The following is a 14683-nucleotide window of genomic DNA, read 5'->3' as shown; positions in this document are numbered from 1 at the left end:
CATTGTCCAACCCGCCCCCGGCGGACGCCTATTCCTCAGCAGACGTCGCGGAAGTCCTCGACCGCGGAGTCCAGGTCCGACTGGGCGTCGTCGACGGCCTGCCGGTCCACCGGGGTCCCGGCCCGTGCGGCGTCCGCCTGGGTCACCAGACGATCCAGCGCCTTGCGGGCCTGGGTGACCTTGCCACCGGACTCACCGTCCACGCGCCCCTCCAGGGTCTTCAGCGCGTCGCGCAGAGCGGTCAGCTCGCGCTTGGCGGCCGCGGGATCGGCCCCGAGGTCGCCGACGGCCTGCTTCGCCTGGGTGGCGGCCTCGTCCATGGCCTGCCGCGCCACCGAGCACGCCGCGTCGCCGGCGGCGTCCTTGGCGGCGTCCTCGACGTCCGAGCAGCCGGCCAGCACCAGGGACAGCACGGCGGCCAGAGCCGCCGCGGCGGTCCGCATCCTCACCCGGCGACCGCGGAGGCCAGGTTGCCGAGCGAGTCCTCGAGCTGGGCCTGGGAGACGAGCGGGAAGCCGACCTTCTGCAGCAGCGCCTGGTCGGTGACCTTGCTCCAGTCGTAGGTCAGGCGTACGTCGGTGCTGTCGGCGCCCTGGGCCTGGAGCTCCCACAGCCACTCCCAGCCCGGAGGCTCCTGGCCGGCGGGCGCGGTCTGCCAGCCGATCATCTTGTTCGGGTCGTAGGCCGTGACCAGGTTGTCGGTCTGGTAGTCGCCGCCCATGTGCTCCCCGGTCATGTTCATCCGGAACTTCTGGCCGTTGGCGGTGATCCGGTCGCTGCGCTCGTCGCTGAGGACGAAGCCGCTCCCGTCGAGCTCGGCATGCCGGGCGGGGTTCGACAAGACGTCGAACACCGCGCTCGTGGAGGCGTCGATCGTGCGCTGGACAGTGATCTTTCCGTCGGTGGTCATGCCCCCACCCTGCGCATGCCGACCACCGCATTTCAAGCTGGGCCGGTCCCGCCCACCGGGTGTGAACGACGCTGACCCGTCAGAAAGTTTCTGACGGGTCAGCGGTGGTGCCGCGCTCGCGAAGCTCTCAGAGTGCGGCGAGGGCCTCGTTGAAGGTGCTGGACGGGCGCATGACGGCCTCGGCCTTCGCGTCGTCGGGGCGGTAGTAGCCCCCGATGTCCGCGGGCTTGCCCTGGACGGCGTTGAGCTCGGAGACGATCTTGTCCTCGTTGGCCGCCAGCGACTCGGCGAACGGCTTGAACACCGCGGCCAGGTCGGGGTCCTCGGTCTGGGCCGCGATCTCCTGGGCCCAGTAGAGGGCGAGGTAGAAGTGCGAGCCGCGGTTGTCGATGCCGCCGATCTTGCGGGTCGGGGACTTGTCCTCGTTGAGGAAGGTCTCGGTCGCCTTGTCGAGCGTCGCCGCGAGCACCTTGGCGCCCTTGTTGTCCGCGAAGTCGGCCAGGTGGTCCAGGCTCGCGGCCAGCGCGAAGAACTCGCCCAGGCTGTCCCAGCGCAGGTAGTTCTCCTTCACCAGCTGCTGGACGTGCTTGGGCGCGGAGCCGCCGGCACCGGTCTCGAACAGGCCGCCGCCGTTCATGAGCGGCACGACCGAGAGCATCTTGGCCGAGGTGCCGAGCTCCAGGATCGGGAAGAGGTCGGTGTTGTAGTCGCGCAGCACGTTGCCGGTGACCGAGATCGTGTCCTCGCCCCGGCGGATGCGCTCCAGGGAGTACGCCGTCGCCTCGGCCGGCGGCATGATCTCGATGGTCAGACCCTCGGTGTCGTGCTCGGCGAGGTACTCGGTGACCTTGGCGATCAGGTTCGCGTCGTGGGCGCGCCTCTCGTCCAGCCAGAAGATGGCCGGCGAGCCGGTGGCCCGGGCGCGGGTCACGGCGAGCTTCACCCAGTCGCGGATCGGGGCGTCCTTGGTCTGGCAGGCGCGCCAGATGTCGCCGGGCTCCACGGTGTGCTCGATCAGCGTGGTGCCGGAGCCGTCGACGACCCGGATCGTCCCGGCCGCGGGCGCCTCGAAGGTCTTGTCGTGGGAGCCGTACTCCTCCGCCGCCTTGGCCATCAGGCCGACGTTGGGGACCGAGCCCATCGTGGCGGGGTCGAAGGCGCCGTGGGCGCGGCAGTCGTCGAGCACGGTCTGGTAGACGCCGGCGTAGGAGGAGTCCGGGATCACCGCGAGGGTGTCGGCCTCCTCGCCGTCGGGGCCCCACATGTGGCCGGACTGGCGGATCATCGCCGGCATCGAGGCGTCGATGATGACGTCGGAGGGCACGTGCAGGTTGGTGATGCCCTTGTCGGAGTCGACCATCGCCATCGCGGGGCCGTCGGCGAGCCCCTGCTGGACGGCGGCCTTGATGGCGTCGCCCTCGGGCAGCGAGGCGGTCGCGTCGAGCAGGGCGCCCAGACCGTCGTTGGGCGAGATCCCCGCGGCGGCGAGCTGCTCGCCGTACTGCTCGAAGAGCGTGGGGAAGAACGCCTGCACGGCGTGGCCGAAGATGACCGGGTCGGAGACCTTCATCATGGTGGCCTTGAGGTGCACGGAGAACAGCACGTCGTCGGCCTTGGCCCGCGCGATCTGCTCGGTCAGGAAGCGGCGCAGCGCCGCCACGTTCATGAAGGTGCCGTCGACGACCTCGCCGGCGAGCACCGGCACCGACTCCTTGAGCACCGTGACGGTGCCGTCGGCGGCCTCGTGCTCGATGCGCAGCGTGTCGTTCTTCTCGACGACGACGCTCTTCTCGTTCGAGAAGAAGTCGTCCTTGCCCATCGTGGCCACGTTGGTCTTGGAGTCGGGGCTCCACTTGCCCATGCGGTGCGGGTGCGCCTTCGCGTAGTTCTTCACCGAGGCCGGAGCCCGGCGGTCGGAGTTGCCCTCGCGCAGGACCGGGTTGACCGCGGACCCCTTCACCTTGTCGTAGGCGGCGCGCGCGGCCTTGTCCTCGTCGGAGTCGGCGCTCTCGGGGAAGTCCGGGATGTCGTAGCCCTGCTCCTGCAGCTCCTTGATCGCGGCCTTGAGCTGCGGCACGGAGGCGGAGATGTTGGGCAGCTTGATGATGTTGGCCTCGGGCGTCGTGGCCAGCTCGCCGAGCTCGGCGAGCGCGTCGTCGACGCGCTGCTCGTCGGTGAGGCGGTCGGGGAACTGCGCGAGGATCCGGCCCGCCAGGGAGATGTCCCGCGTCTCGACGTCCACGCCGGCCTTGGCGGCGTACGCCGCGATGATCGGCAGGAAGGAGTACGTCGCCAGCAGCGGCGCCTCATCGGTGTGGGTGTAGATGATCTTGGCCATGTCCTGCGGCTCCTGAACGGTGGCGAGTGGGACGGAAGTTCCTTGACGTCAAGATACCTGACGCGGCGACCGTCGTCGGACCCGGCCAGCCTCGCACCACGGGCCCCGAGCGGCAACGGCGAGGCCGCGCGCTGGCACCCGGCCGGTCTAGAGTGGATCGATCCGCAGGTTTCGACCACCCCGCTGAAGGGCAACAGACCGCCATGTCACAGACCGACGCACCCCCAGCTCCCGCACCCCCGACGACCGGCCAGAAGTTCGCAGCGGAGACGCTCGGCACCTTCGTGCTCGTCCTCTTCGGCTGCGGCTCCTTCCTGATCGCCAGCCAGCGCTACGGCTCCGAGTTCGCCGACGCGTCGCTGCTGCTGATCACCTCCATCGGCCTGTCCTTCGGCTTCGCGGTAGCCGTCATGATCTACGCCTTCGGCCGGATCTCCGGCGGCCACTTCAACCCGGCCGTCACCGTCGGCGCCGCCCTGAGCGGCCGCATGGCGTGGAGCCAGACCCCCGTCTACATCGGTGGCCAGCTGCTCGGGGCGATCGTCGCGGGCGGTGTGCTGCTGGTCTTCGGCCTCGGGTTCGACGGCTTCGAGGCCTTCGACACCAGCCTGGGCGCCAACGGCTGGGGTGACGACGGCACCGGGTACGCGCTGTGGGCCGCGCTGCTGATCGAGCTCGTCCTCACCGCGATCTTCGTGCTGGTCATCCTCGCCGTCACCGACGAGCGCAACGAGCACCCCGGCATGGCGCCGCTGGTGATCGGCCTGACGCTGGCGGCCATCCACTTCGTCGCCATCCCCGCCACCGGCACGTCGGTCAACCCCGCCCGCTCCATCGGCCCGGCCCTCTTCTCCGGCACCGACCCGATCATCCAGGTCTGGGTCTTCATCCTCGGCCCGCTCCTGGGCGCCGCGGCCGCCGGTCTGCTCTACCCCGCGATCTTCGGGCGCGCCACCGACCCGGTCCCCGGCTCCGGGCTGAACTTCGGCCGGCCCGGCGTGGCGGCCGTGCCCGGCTACGGCATGCCCGACCAGTACCAGCAGCAGTGGAACCAGCAGAACCCCGCCTACCCGGCCGCCCACGCGGCCGCGCCGGCCGAGCAGCAGGCCTCCGCCCAGCAGGGCGGCTGGGGGGAGCAGCCGATCATCCAGGACGGCTGGCAGTGGGACCCCCAGGCCCAGCAGTGGATCCCGGCCCAGCAGCAGGCGCCCCAGGCCCCGCAGGCTCAGTGGCCCCACCCCGACGCCGGCGGCGGCCAGACCCAGGTCCGCCCGCCCGACGGCGTCTAGCAGCCGCAAACCCTAGGGAGCGACGAGGTCGCTCCGGGTCAGCTCGAGCGTCTCCTCCGGGGCGCCGGTCTCGGTCTCCAGTGAGACCAGGCCGGCGCCTCGTGCGTAGTAGGACCGCAGCACCCGCCCGCCGACCTCGGTCGTCTCGACGACCACCAGGCTCTCGAAGGCGCCGGCGGGGGTCTCGACCTCACCGTCCAGCGCCAGCACCTCGGCGCGCGGACCGGGCTCGGCCTGCGCGTAGCCGTCGCCGACACGCGGCGTCGCCAGCATCGCGATCCCCGCCTCGGCGCCGGCCTCACCGGCCTGCCACTCCCCCTCGCGGCCCAGCCACCACACGTTGCCGGCGTCGTCCTGGGCGTAGTAGTCGGTGCTGTCCACCGTGGTCCAGCCGGCGTCCGAGGGTGCGTCGCTGAGCGTGGACACGGTCTCCACCACGGTCGCCTCGACGCCGGCGACCGTGCGGGTCTCCTCCGTCACCCGGACCCGCACTCCCCCGGGGGCGTCAGCCAGGTCGTAGGACCACTGCGCGCCCGCGGCCAGCGGCAGCCACGGGTTGTCGATCACGTCGACGAAGTCGTCGGGGTCGGGGCTCGGCGTGGGGACGGTCAGCTCGTCGACCCCAGCCGGCGGGCTGGACGGCGAGGCGCTGCTGCAGCCGGAGACCAGTCCCACCGTGGCGAGCGCGGCCAGGGACGCCGCGGTCGCGAGCGTGCGCCGTACGGCGTGTCGGGGAGCCGCGCGAGTCATGGCGCCATCGTCTCTCACGGCTGCGACCCCGGTCACTCGGGGCGCCTCACCGCTGCTAGCGTCGGAAGGGTTCCCCTTCCTCGTCCTCGCCTAGGAGTCCCTGTGAGCTCAGCCCCGTTGAAGGTCGCCGTCACCGGTGCCGCCGGCCAGATCGGCTACAGCCTGCTCTTCCGTCTCGCGAGCGGCTCGCTGCTCGGCGACCGCCCCATCGAGCTGCGGCTGCTCGAGATCACGCCCGCGCTGAAGACGCTCGAGGGCGTCGTGATGGAGCTCGACGACTGCGCCTTCCCGAACCTCGCCGGCATCGAGATCGGCGACGACGCCGAGAAGATCTTCGACGGCGTCAACCTCGCCCTCCTGGTCGGCGCCCGCCCCCGCGGCCCGGGCATGGAGCGCGGCGACCTGCTCTCGGCCAACGGCGCGATCTTCACCGCCCAGGGCAAGGCGCTCAACGCCGTCGCCGCCGACGACGTGCGCATCGGCGTGACCGGCAACCCGGCCAACACCAACGCGCTCATCGCGCTGAAGAACGCCCCCGACATCCCGCAGGAGCGCTTCTCGGCGCTGACCCGCCTGGACCACAACCGCGCGATCTCCCAGCTCGCGGCCAAGACCGGCGCGGCCGTCACCGACATCAAGAAGATGACGATCTGGGGCAACCACTCCGCGACCCAGTACCCCGACCTGTTCCACGCCGAGATCGGCGGCCGCAACGCCGCCGAGGTCGTGGGCGACCAGGCCTGGATCGAGAACGACTTCATCCCGACCGTCGCCAAGCGCGGCGCCGCGATCATCGAGGCCCGCGGCTCGTCCTCGGCCGCCTCGGCCGCCTCCGCCACCGTCGACGCCGCCCGCGACTGGCTGCTCGGCTCCGCCGCCGACGACTGGGTTTCCATGGCCGTCGTCTCCGACGGCTCCTACGGCGTCCCGGAGGGCCTGGTCTCCTCGTTCCCCGTCACCACCAAGGACGGCGACTGGGAGATCGTCCAGGGTCTCGAGATCGATGAGTTCTCGCGCGGACGCATCGACGCGTCCACCGCCGAGCTCGACGACGAGCGCCAGGCCGTCACCGAGTTGGGTCTCATCTGACCCATCGGCCCCGAGATTCACCGGGCACCCGGTGAATCTGGTGCCTCCCGTACGAAGTTTCATCAGGAAGGCGTGAGTTTCACCGGGCACCCGGTGAAACTCACGCCTTCGCCGCTCAGACCGGCTGGTCAGGGATCGTCTGCGCCAGGAACAGCAGGGCGGCACCGACGCCGGCCAGGAGCACGCAGTCGAACCAGCGGTCGCGTACGGCGAGCATGCCGGCGTCGCGCTCGGGCAGCACCAGCCGGGCCGCCGATGCGGCGACGAGCGACAGGGCCAGCCACCGGATGCCCACCCGCCAGTCGCCGGTGACGACGATGACGAACCCGACCGCGGTCGTCAGCAGGATCACGAGGTAGAACGCACCGCCGATGGTGGACGGGTAGCGGCGCTCGTCGGATGCCGCTGGGGGCTCGTCCGCGTCGACCGGCTCCTGCGGGAGGCGGTCGTCGGGGAGCGGGCCCTCGGTCACAGTCCGGCAGCCTTCTCGGCCATCGTCACGATGTTGGTCAGCAGCATGGCGCGCGTCATGGGCCCGACGCCCCCGGGGTTGGGCGAGACCCAGCCCGCGACGTCCCACACGTCCTCGGCCACGTCGCCGGCGATCTTGCCGTCGACGCGCGACACCCCGACGTCGAGCACGGCGGCGCCGGGCTTGACCATGTCGCCGGTGATGATCCCCGGTACGCCGGCGGCCGCGACGACCACGTCGGCGCCCCGGACATGCGCGGCGAGGTCGCGGGTGCCGGTGTGGCACAGGGTGGTGGTGGCGTTCTCCGAGCGCCGCGTCAGCAGCAGCCCCAGCGGTCGGCCGACCGTCAGTCCACGCCCCACCACGACGACCTCGGCACCGTTGAGCTGCACGCCGTGGCGGCGCAGCAGCTCGATGCAGCCGATCGGCGTGCACGGCAGCGAGCCGGACTCACCGAGCACCAGCTTGCCGAGGTTCATCGGGTGCAGCCCGTCGACGTCCTTGTCGGCGTCGACGCGCGAGAGCAGCGCGAACTCGTCGAGGCCGGTCGGCTGCTGGACCAGGAAGCCGGTGCAGGCGGGATCGGCGTTGAGCTCGTCGATCACCGCCTCCACCTCGGCCTGGGTGCTGGTGGCCGGCAGGTCGCGGCGGATCGACTCGATGCCGATCTCGGCGCAGTCCTTGTGCTTGGCGCCGACGTACCAGTGCGAGCCCGGGTCGTCGCCCACCAGCACCGTACCGAGACCGGGGAAGACGCCACGCTCGTTGAGCACGCGCACCCGCTCGGTCAGCTCGGCCTTGATCACCTTGAGGGTCGCGGACCCGTCCAGTCGCTGTGCGGTCATCTGCTGTCGCCCCTCAGTGGAAGAAGTGCCGGGTGCCGGTGAAGTACATGGTGACGCCGGCGGCCGTGGCCGCGTCGATGGTGAGCTGGTCGCGCATCGACCCGCCCGGCTGCACGATGGCCGTGACGCCGGCGTCGATCAGCACCTGCGGCCCGTCCTCGAACGGGAAGAACGCGTCGGAGGCGGCGACCGAGCCGGCGGCCCGCTCCCCCGCGCGCTCGACCGCGAGGCGGCAGGAGTCGACGCGGTTGACCTGCCCCATGCCGACGCCGACCGAGGCGCCGTCCTTGGCCAGCAGGATCGCGTTGGACTTCACCGCCCGGCAGGCCTTCCAGGCGAACGCCAGGTCCGCCAGCACCTCCGGCGCGGCGGCCTCGCCGGCCGCGAGCGTCCAGGCGGCCGGGTCGTCGCCGTCGGCGTCGACGTGGTCGCGCTCCTGCACGAGCATGCCGCCGCTGATCTGGCGCAGCTCGGTGCGCCGCTCGCCGGCGGGCTGCTCGCAGACCAGGATCCGGATGTTCTTCTTGCCCTGCAGCACCTCCACCGCGCCGTCCTCGTACGCCGGCGCCACGATGACCTCGGTGAACACCTCGGCCACCTGCTCGGCCATCGCCACGGACACGGGGCGGTTGGCCGCGATCACGCCGCCGAACGCCGAGACCGGGTCGCAGGCGTGCGCACGACGGTGCGCCTCGGCCACGTCGGCGCCGACCGCGATGCCGCACGGGTTGGCGTGCTTGATGATCGCGACCGCGGGCTCGTCGAAGTCCGCGGCGGCACGTCGCGCGGCGTCGGTGTCGACGTAGTTGTTGTAGGACATCTCCTTGCCGTGCAGCTGCTCGGCGCCCGCGAGGCCGCCGGTGCCGTCGACGTAGAGCGCGGCGCCCTGGTGCGGGTTCTCGCCGTAGCGCAGGACCGCGGACCGGGTCCAGGTCTCCCCCGCGAACGCCGGCCAGGCGTCGTCGCCGCCGGCGTAGCCGGAGGCGAACCAGCTCGCCACCGCCACGTCGTACGACGCCGTGTGGGCGAAGGCCTCGGCCGCGAGCCGCTTGCGCTGGGCCAGCGTGAAGCCGCCGGCACCGACCGCGGACAGCACGTCGCCGTAGGCGGAGGGCGAGGTGACGACGGCGACCGACGGGTGGTTCTTGGCGGCGGCGCGGACCATGGAGGGCCCGCCGATGTCGATCTGCTCGACGACCTCGTCGGGCGAGGCGCCCGACGCGACGGTCTCGCGGAACGGGTAGAGGTTGACGACGACCAGGTCGAAGGGCTCGACGTCGAGCTCCGCGAGCTGCGCGACGTGGGACTCCAGGCGGCGGTCGGCGAGGATGCCGGCGTGCACGCGGGGGTGCAGGGTCTTGACCCGGCCGTCGAGGCACTCGGGGAAGCCGGTGAGGTCCTCGACCTTGGTCACCGGCAGCCCGAGGCCGTCGATGAGCGCCGCGGAGCCGCCGGTCGACACCAGGGCCACGCCGGCGTCGTGCAGCCCGCGGACGAGCTCCTCGAGGTCGGACTTGTCGTAGACGGAGATCAGGGCCCGCCTGATGGGGATCTGCAGGTCGTCGCTCACAGGGTGCACTCCTCGGTCGAGAGAAAGGAGGGCCACCCAGGCGGACGATGGCCGTACCACGATCACTCCCCGGTGGTTGCCCACCCGCGCCAGTCGTGTGGCAGCAGCCTATCGGGATGAGCCCGCTCCGCCGAACCGCACCGCGCGGCCCTCGACGGTGTACCCCTCGCGCGCCATGCGGCCGACGGTCTCGACGAGCATCCCCCGCTCCGCGCCCTTGATCCGCTCGTGCAGCGACTCGACGGTGTCGTCGTCGGCCACCTCCACCGCACGCTGCGCCACGATCGGACCGGTGTCGACCCCGTCGTCGACGACGAACAGCGTGCAGCCGGTGATCTTCACGCCGTACTCCAGGGCGTCGGCGGGGCCGCGCATCCCCGGGAAGGACGGCGACAGCGCGGGGTGGGTGTTGACGACGCGCCCACCGAAGCGGTCGTGGAACTCCTGGCCCACCAGCTTCATGAACCCGGCGAGCACCACCAGGTCGGGCTCGAAGGCCGCGACGGTCTCGGCCATGGCGCGGTCCCAGTGCTCGCGCGTGGAGAAGTCCTGGACCCGCTTGACGAAGGTCGGGACGCCGGCGCGGTCGGCGCGGGCCAGACCCTCGATGTCGTCGCGGTCGGCGCCGACCGCGACCACCCGCGCACCGTAGGCGGGATCCTGGCAGGCGTCGAGGAGCGCCTGCAGGTTGGTGCCGGAGCCCGACACGAGCACGACGAGACGGGCGGGGGCTGGCACGCGCCCGATCCTAGAGCGCCGGGCTCAGGCGGGCTCGTCGGCGTCCGCCCCGCGGCGCTGCCACCAGGTCGTCGCCAGTCCGCCCAGCAGCGCGCCGATGCCGAACGCCGCGACGGCGTAGACGAGCACGTCGAAGGCGAGCGGGCCGACGTCGCGCATCCGGCCCGGTCCGGCCGCGCCTCCGGCGACGGCGGCCAGGACGCCGAAGACCAGCCCGGCCAGGACGCCGCCGGCGAGGCCGCGCACGGCGCCCTCCTCCCAGCGCAGGGTCGGCACCCGGCGCTGCGCCCAGGCGGCGCCGAGCGCGGCGACCAGGACCGGCACGGCCACGAGGTACGTCGTCCAGCCCGCCGGCGGCCCCGCGTCGGGCAGGGCGGCCAGCAGCGGGAACATCGGCAGCGGCCCGACCACGACGGCGCCCGGCGAGACCAGGGTGCCGACGCCGACGGTGAAGCCGGGGCCCAGCAGGTAGGCGCCGGAGAAGATCGTGGCGTTGGGCAGCAGCATCGCGCTGAGCAGGGTGAACAGGGTCGCGTCGCCGGCGTCGGTGTGCAGCTGCGACATGACGTTGACGGCCGTGCTGAAGTCCAGCGCCAGCGCCACCGCGAACGTCGCGAGCGAGACGACCAGCCAGGTGACCAGGATCCGCCGGCAGCCCGCGAGCGCCGCACGCGCCCACGCCGGCACGAACGAGGCCCAGATCGCGGCCCGTCCGGAGCCGACGGCGATCGCAGAGCCGCCCGCGAGCACGGTGAGCACCAGCGACCAGAGCACCACCCGGCCGGTGTCGGGTGCGGTCGCCGGAGTGCCGGCCAGCCGGACCGCGACGAGAGCGGTGGCGACGTACCCCAGCGCGAACACCATGGCGGCCACCGGGACGGTGAGGTCCCGCTCGCCGTCGGCGATCCGGGTGGCGTCCGGGCCGTGCCCGGAGACCGACTCCCCGACCCGGTGCCCGACCCGCCAGATCGCCCAGGCACAGAGCAGGGTGACGCCGAGCGGCACGACGGTGACGACCGCGCCCTGGACGCTCACCCCGGACCCATGCGCCAGCAGCCAGCCCAGGGCGCCGGAGCGCAGCCCGTCGCGCGGGGTGCCATGGGCCCCGGCGTCGGTCAGGAACCAGCCGACGACGCCGACGGCGAGGCACACCAGGAGGGTGCTGACGGCGGCGGCGATCCCGCCCAGCGCGGCCAGCAGGACCAGCGGCCGGCGGGTGGCCAGGTCGCGGGCGACCTCGGCCTCGGAGCGTCTGCGGTCCCGGGTCGACGAACTTCGCGTGGAGGGCAGCAGTGAGGTCATGGCCGTTTCATCATCACGCGGGCGCCACGGCGTACCGCGCTCCCACGCCGACCCCGGGCACTTTGGCGGGCCACCCGGGCTCGCGTACGGTTGTCCGGCCATGAGGGACCCTGACGCGTTCGACGCGTTCTACCGCGAGACCGGCGAGCGACTGCTGCTGCAGACGTACGCCCTGACCGGCGACCTCACCGCGGCCCGCACGGCCGTGCGCGACTCCTACATCGTGGCCTGGCACCACTGGCGCAAGATCTCCCAGCTCGACGACCCGGAGGCGGCCGTCCGCCCGCACGCGTGGCGGCACGCCCAGCGCCGCCACACCGCGCGGCTGTGGCACCGCGACAAGCAGATCGACCCCGAGGTGCGCGCCACCCTGGACGCCCTCGCCACGCTGACGGTCCTGCAGCGCAAGGCGCTCCTGCTCACCCAGCTCGCCGACGTGTCCATGCCCCAGATGGCCCGCGAGATCGGGGTACCGCTCGAGCAGGCCGAGCGGGAGCTGCAGAGCGGCGCCGCGCAGTTCGCGCTGGCGCGCGAGGTCGCCGCGGGCGAGATCCCGCTGATGCTGCAGGGCCTCGCACCGATCGTGAGCGCGGTGCGCTTCCCGCGGGCGCCGATCGTACGGCGGGCAGGTGCGGCCCGGCGGCGCACGCACACGACGGCCGGCGTCGTCGCCCTCGTCGCGGCGTTCCTGCTGAGCGGCTCCCTCATCACCGACGCCACCGGCGTGCGTCCCTCGCTCGACTTCGACCGCACGGGCGCAGCAGGCCCCGACCGACCCCAGCTCGGCGGCGGGCCACCGGAGGTGGTGCTGCCCCCCGAGAGCCTGCTCACCGTCGCCCAGGCCTCCGTGGGCCAGGAGCGTCGCAGCTGGACCGAGGGCGAGACCACGGACAACTCCGAGGGCACCGGGATGGCCACCCTCTGCCAGCGCGAGCGCTACGCCGACCCCCGCGGCCGGGCCGCGCTGGTGCGCACCTTCACCGCCCCGCGCACCCAGAAGCGCCCGCCGGCCTCGGTGGTCCAGGTCGCGGAGGCGTCGCGCTCCCCCAAGGCCGCCGTCGCGGCCTACCGCACGGCCCTCGGCTGGTATGCCGGCTGCCGGGTCGAGCGCGTCCAGTTGCTCTCCACGCGCCGCGTCGAGGGCGTCGGCGACCAGGCGATGCTGTTCACCCTGCGCTCGTGGGCGCGGCCGGTGGAGACCGTCACGGTCGGCGTCGCCCGCACCGGACGCTACGTGACGACGATCTCCTCTCGGATCCGCGACGACGCCCGCCCCGATGTGGACGCGGGGGGCCGGCTGCTCGGGTCGGCCGTCAGCGGGCTGTGCGCGCTGCCGGAGGCCGGCGCCTGCACGCAGCGGGCGCGGCTGGTCCCGGTGCCGCCGCTGCCGGTCGGCAGGCTGCCCGCGATGCTGGCCGAGCTGGACCTGCCGCCGGTCGGCGGCGTCGACCGACCCTGGGCGGGCACCCCGCCCGTGCGCGCCGACGAGAACCCCGCCGCCACCAGGTGCGAGAGTGCCCGGTTCAGCGGCGCGTTCGAGGGTGCGAAGTTCAGCAACACCGCCACGCGCACGTTCGTGATCCCCAAGGCCGGCCTGCCCGACCGCTTCGGCCTGACCGAGACCGTGGGCGCGCTGCCGCTCAAGCGGGCCGGGAGGTTCGTGGAGCAGATCCGTACCCGGCTGGCGGCCTGCCCGGACGAGGACCTCGGCACCGACGTGACCCGGGTCGCCCACCGCGACACCGCGACCACCGACCTGTCGGTCTGGCAGCTCACCACGGAGATCTCCGACTCCGAGTCGGTGACCTACTGGATGGCCGTCCTGCGCCACGGCACCGCCGTCGCCCAGCTCGGCTTCGTCCCGGCCCGGGGAGCCCAGATGGCCGACGGCACCTTCGTCGGCCTGGCCGAGCGGGCGCTCGACCGCCTGGGCCGGCTGCCCGCCCCCGACCGCACCTGATCCGGGGATTCCCCGGGCCGGCATGCAACCGTGGCGACCTCGAGGGCGTATCCCTCCCGACCGCACCACCAGGCAGCGCGAGACGGGACAGTCGATGGACGAGCGTCAGTTCGACGACCTCTACTCGGCGTCGTTCACGCGCGTTACCGCTCAGCTCTACGCGATGATCGGAGACCGTGACGAGGCGCAGGAGTGTGTCCAGGAGGCTTTCGTCCGGGCCTGGGCACATCGTCGTCAGCTCGAGACGGCGCGCTCTCCCGAGGCGTGGGTCCGCACCACCGCCTACCGCCTCGCGGTGAGCCGCTGGCGGCGTACGACGCGCTCGCGCCGACCACCGGACCGGGCGCTCGGTGCCGCCACCCAGGCGCCGCCGCCCGATGAGTCGCACGTCGCGCTCGTCGCGGCGCTCAGGCGGCTGCCGCAGGCTCAGCGCCAGGCCCTCGTCCTGCACCACCTCGCGGACCTGCCGGTCCAGGCGGTGGCCCACGAGGTCGGCGTCCCCGAGGGCACCATCAAGGCCCGGCTCAGCCGGGGCCGCGCGGCCCTCGCGGCACTGCTCGCCGACGAGCCACACGGCCCCGGCGGCCTCGAGGAGGGAGTGACCCGTGCGTGACCCCATCGACGAGCTCGAGAGCTTCGACCCGGGAGCTCCCCGGAACCCCCTGCCGCCCGCCGAGGTGCGGCGCCTCGGCGAGCGCCACCGGCGCCGTCGTACGGCGGGCGCCGCGCTCGCCGCGGCCGCCGCGGTCGTGGTGGTCGCCGCGGGCGGCGCCGTCCTCGCCGGCGGCGAGACTCGCTCCGAGCGGGACCCCGTCGCCCCTTCCCCGGCCCGCACGGCCGAGGCTCCGCGCCTGCCCGACGGGCTCGACCTCACCGTCGGCATGGGCGAGGACGAGCGCGGGAAGCCGGTGACGGCCGAGCGCGGCGGGCTGGGCCTGTCCGTCCTGGACTTCTGCGGCACCGGCTCGCCGTTCGCGGAGGACGGGCGCGCCGACTCGCTGTCGGCCTTCGCGGCCGGCCGCAGGCTCGAGGAGACGCGGGAGGTCGTCCTGTACCCCGACGAGGCGGCCGCCGCCCGCGTGCTCGACAACCTGACCGACTCCGCCCTGGACTGTCCGCGGGTCGAGTCCGGACCAGGAGCCGAGCACCAGACCATCACCACGGTCTCACCGTGGCGGGCCGGTCAGGACGGCATCGTCGCCGTCCGCACCTACACCAGCAGCCCCGGCGCGGAGGTCGTGCACCTCACCCGGGTGGGACCCGCCCTGCTGGCCGCGTCCACCTTCAGCACCTACGAGGCGCCCGGCGTCGTACGGCGACCCACCGGGCTCCAGGACGTCGTCGCCGCGTTGTGCGCCGTGACCGCACCGCCGGCCGACCCGTCACCAACTATCGCAAAATGCCGCTGACCCGTCAGATG

The 14683-nt window shown here is 73.0% G+C and carries 14 protein-coding genes and 1 riboswitch; of the genes, 5 read left to right on the top strand and 9 right to left on the bottom strand.

The window, feature by feature from the left end:
- Positions 1-35: 35 nt before the first annotated feature.
- The 3 genes from LQ940_RS05280 to LQ940_RS05270 all read right to left on the bottom strand — a co-directional run bounded on the left by LQ940_RS05280 (position 36) and on the right by LQ940_RS05270 (position 3248).
- Complete coding sequence (locus LQ940_RS05280; protein ID WP_231242097.1) at positions 36-449, bottom strand: hypothetical protein; 414 nt, start codon at positions 447-449, stop codon at positions 36-38.
- A complete protein-coding gene (locus LQ940_RS05275; RefSeq protein ID WP_231242098.1) occupies positions 446-910 on the bottom strand; it encodes an SRPBCC family protein in 465 nt (154 codons plus the stop codon). The genes LQ940_RS05280 and LQ940_RS05275 overlap by 4 nt, the downstream gene beginning before the upstream one ends.
- Before the next feature lie 127 nt (positions 911-1037).
- Positions 1038-3248: an NADP-dependent isocitrate dehydrogenase gene (locus LQ940_RS05270; RefSeq protein ID WP_231242099.1), complete on the bottom strand. Its 2211-nt coding sequence runs from the start codon at positions 3246-3248 to the stop codon at positions 1038-1040.
- Positions 3249-3451: 203 nt separating this feature from the next.
- On the opposite strand from LQ940_RS05270, the gene LQ940_RS05265 reads away from it, so the two are divergent.
- Positions 3452-4537 (top strand): MIP/aquaporin family protein, encoded by a 1086-nt coding sequence (locus LQ940_RS05265; RefSeq protein WP_231242100.1) that lies wholly within the window; start codon positions 3452-3454, stop codon positions 4535-4537.
- A 12-nt stretch (positions 4538-4549) separates the two neighbouring features.
- Here LQ940_RS05265 and LQ940_RS05260 read toward each other — a convergent pair whose 3' ends face one another.
- Positions 4550-5287, bottom strand: a complete 738-nt coding sequence (locus LQ940_RS05260) for a hypothetical protein (RefSeq protein WP_231242101.1) — start codon at positions 5285-5287, stop codon at positions 4550-4552.
- A 102-nt stretch (positions 5288-5389) separates the two neighbouring features.
- Between LQ940_RS05260 and LQ940_RS05255 the strand changes: the two genes are divergently transcribed.
- On the top strand, positions 5390-6376 hold the full coding sequence (locus tag LQ940_RS05255) for a malate dehydrogenase (protein WP_231242102.1): 987 nt from the start codon (positions 5390-5392) through the stop codon (positions 6374-6376).
- A 115-nt stretch (positions 6377-6491) separates the two neighbouring features.
- Here LQ940_RS05255 and LQ940_RS05250 read toward each other — a convergent pair whose 3' ends face one another.
- The 5 genes from LQ940_RS05250 to LQ940_RS05230 all read right to left on the bottom strand — a co-directional run bounded on the left by LQ940_RS05250 (position 6492) and on the right by LQ940_RS05230 (position 11303).
- Positions 6492-6848 carry a DUF3017 domain-containing protein gene (locus tag LQ940_RS05250; protein WP_231242103.1) on the bottom strand — a complete coding sequence of 119 codons (357 nt, stop codon included), beginning with the start codon at positions 6846-6848 and terminating at the stop codon, positions 6492-6494.
- Complete coding sequence (locus tag LQ940_RS05245) at positions 6845-7693, bottom strand: bifunctional methylenetetrahydrofolate dehydrogenase/methenyltetrahydrofolate cyclohydrolase (protein WP_231242104.1); 849 nt, start codon at positions 7691-7693, stop codon at positions 6845-6847. Before LQ940_RS05245 ends, LQ940_RS05250 begins: the two co-directional genes overlap by 4 nt.
- A gap of 13 nt (positions 7694-7706) precedes the next feature.
- Entirely contained in the window at positions 7707-9263 is a 1557-nt protein-coding gene (purH, locus tag LQ940_RS05240) for a bifunctional phosphoribosylaminoimidazolecarboxamide formyltransferase/IMP cyclohydrolase (protein ID WP_231242105.1), read from the bottom strand.
- A 27-nt stretch (positions 9264-9290) separates the two neighbouring features.
- A riboswitch (ZMP/ZTP riboswitch) is annotated at positions 9291-9366 on the bottom strand.
- A gap of 5 nt (positions 9367-9371) precedes the next feature.
- A complete protein-coding gene (gene purN, locus LQ940_RS05235) occupies positions 9372-10010 on the bottom strand; it encodes a phosphoribosylglycinamide formyltransferase (RefSeq protein ID WP_231242164.1) in 639 nt (212 codons plus the stop codon).
- 15 nt (positions 10011-10025) lie between these two features.
- Positions 10026-11303 carry a cell division protein PerM gene (locus tag LQ940_RS05230; RefSeq protein ID WP_231242106.1) on the bottom strand — a complete coding sequence of 426 codons (1278 nt, stop codon included), beginning with the start codon at positions 11301-11303 and terminating at the stop codon, positions 10026-10028.
- Between the two features lie 100 nt (positions 11304-11403).
- Here LQ940_RS05230 and LQ940_RS05225 point away from each other — a divergent pair, with 100 nt between their 5' ends.
- The 3 genes from LQ940_RS05225 (at position 11404) to LQ940_RS05215 (ending at position 14672) form a co-directional block, all read left to right on the top strand.
- Positions 11404-13263: a hypothetical protein gene (locus LQ940_RS05225; RefSeq protein WP_231242107.1), complete on the top strand. Its 1860-nt coding sequence runs from the start codon at positions 11404-11406 to the stop codon at positions 13261-13263.
- Between the two features lie 94 nt (positions 13264-13357).
- Entirely contained in the window at positions 13358-13876 is a 519-nt protein-coding gene (locus LQ940_RS05220) for an RNA polymerase sigma factor (RefSeq protein WP_231242108.1), read from the top strand.
- On the top strand, positions 13869-14672 hold the full coding sequence (locus tag LQ940_RS05215) for a hypothetical protein (protein WP_231242109.1): 804 nt from the start codon (positions 13869-13871) through the stop codon (positions 14670-14672). The genes LQ940_RS05220 and LQ940_RS05215 overlap by 8 nt, the downstream gene beginning before the upstream one ends.
- Positions 14673-14683 lie beyond the last annotated feature (11 nt).

Source organism: Nocardioides sp. cx-173, assembly GCF_021117365.1.
Classification (GTDB): Bacteria; Actinomycetota; Actinomycetes; order Propionibacteriales; family Nocardioidaceae; genus Nocardioides.
The sequence above is the reverse complement of the archived record's forward strand: the minus strand, read 5'-3'. Positions and strand labels throughout refer to the sequence as shown.

Coding starts and splice junctions, on each gene's coding strand:
- LQ940_RS05275 (WP_231242098.1), bottom strand. CDS start 910: ATGACCACCGACGGAAAGATCACTGTCCAGCGCACGATCGACGCCTCC.
- LQ940_RS05270 (WP_231242099.1), bottom strand. CDS start 3,248: ATGGCCAAGATCATCTACACCCACACCGATGAGGCGCCGCTGCTGGCG.
- LQ940_RS05265 (WP_231242100.1), top strand. CDS start 3,452: ATGTCACAGACCGACGCACCCCCAGCTCCCGCACCCCCGACGACCGGC.
- LQ940_RS05260 (WP_231242101.1), bottom strand. CDS start 5,287: ATGACTCGCGCGGCTCCCCGACACGCCGTACGGCGCACGCTCGCGACC.
- LQ940_RS05245 (WP_231242104.1), bottom strand. CDS start 7,693: ATGACCGCACAGCGACTGGACGGGTCCGCGACCCTCAAGGTGATCAAG.
- LQ940_RS05230 (WP_231242106.1), bottom strand. CDS start 11,303: ATGACCTCACTGCTGCCCTCCACGCGAAGTTCGTCGACCCGGGACCGC.
- LQ940_RS05225 (WP_231242107.1), top strand. CDS start 11,404: ATGAGGGACCCTGACGCGTTCGACGCGTTCTACCGCGAGACCGGCGAG.
- LQ940_RS05220 (WP_231242108.1), top strand. CDS start 13,358: ATGGACGAGCGTCAGTTCGACGACCTCTACTCGGCGTCGTTCACGCGC.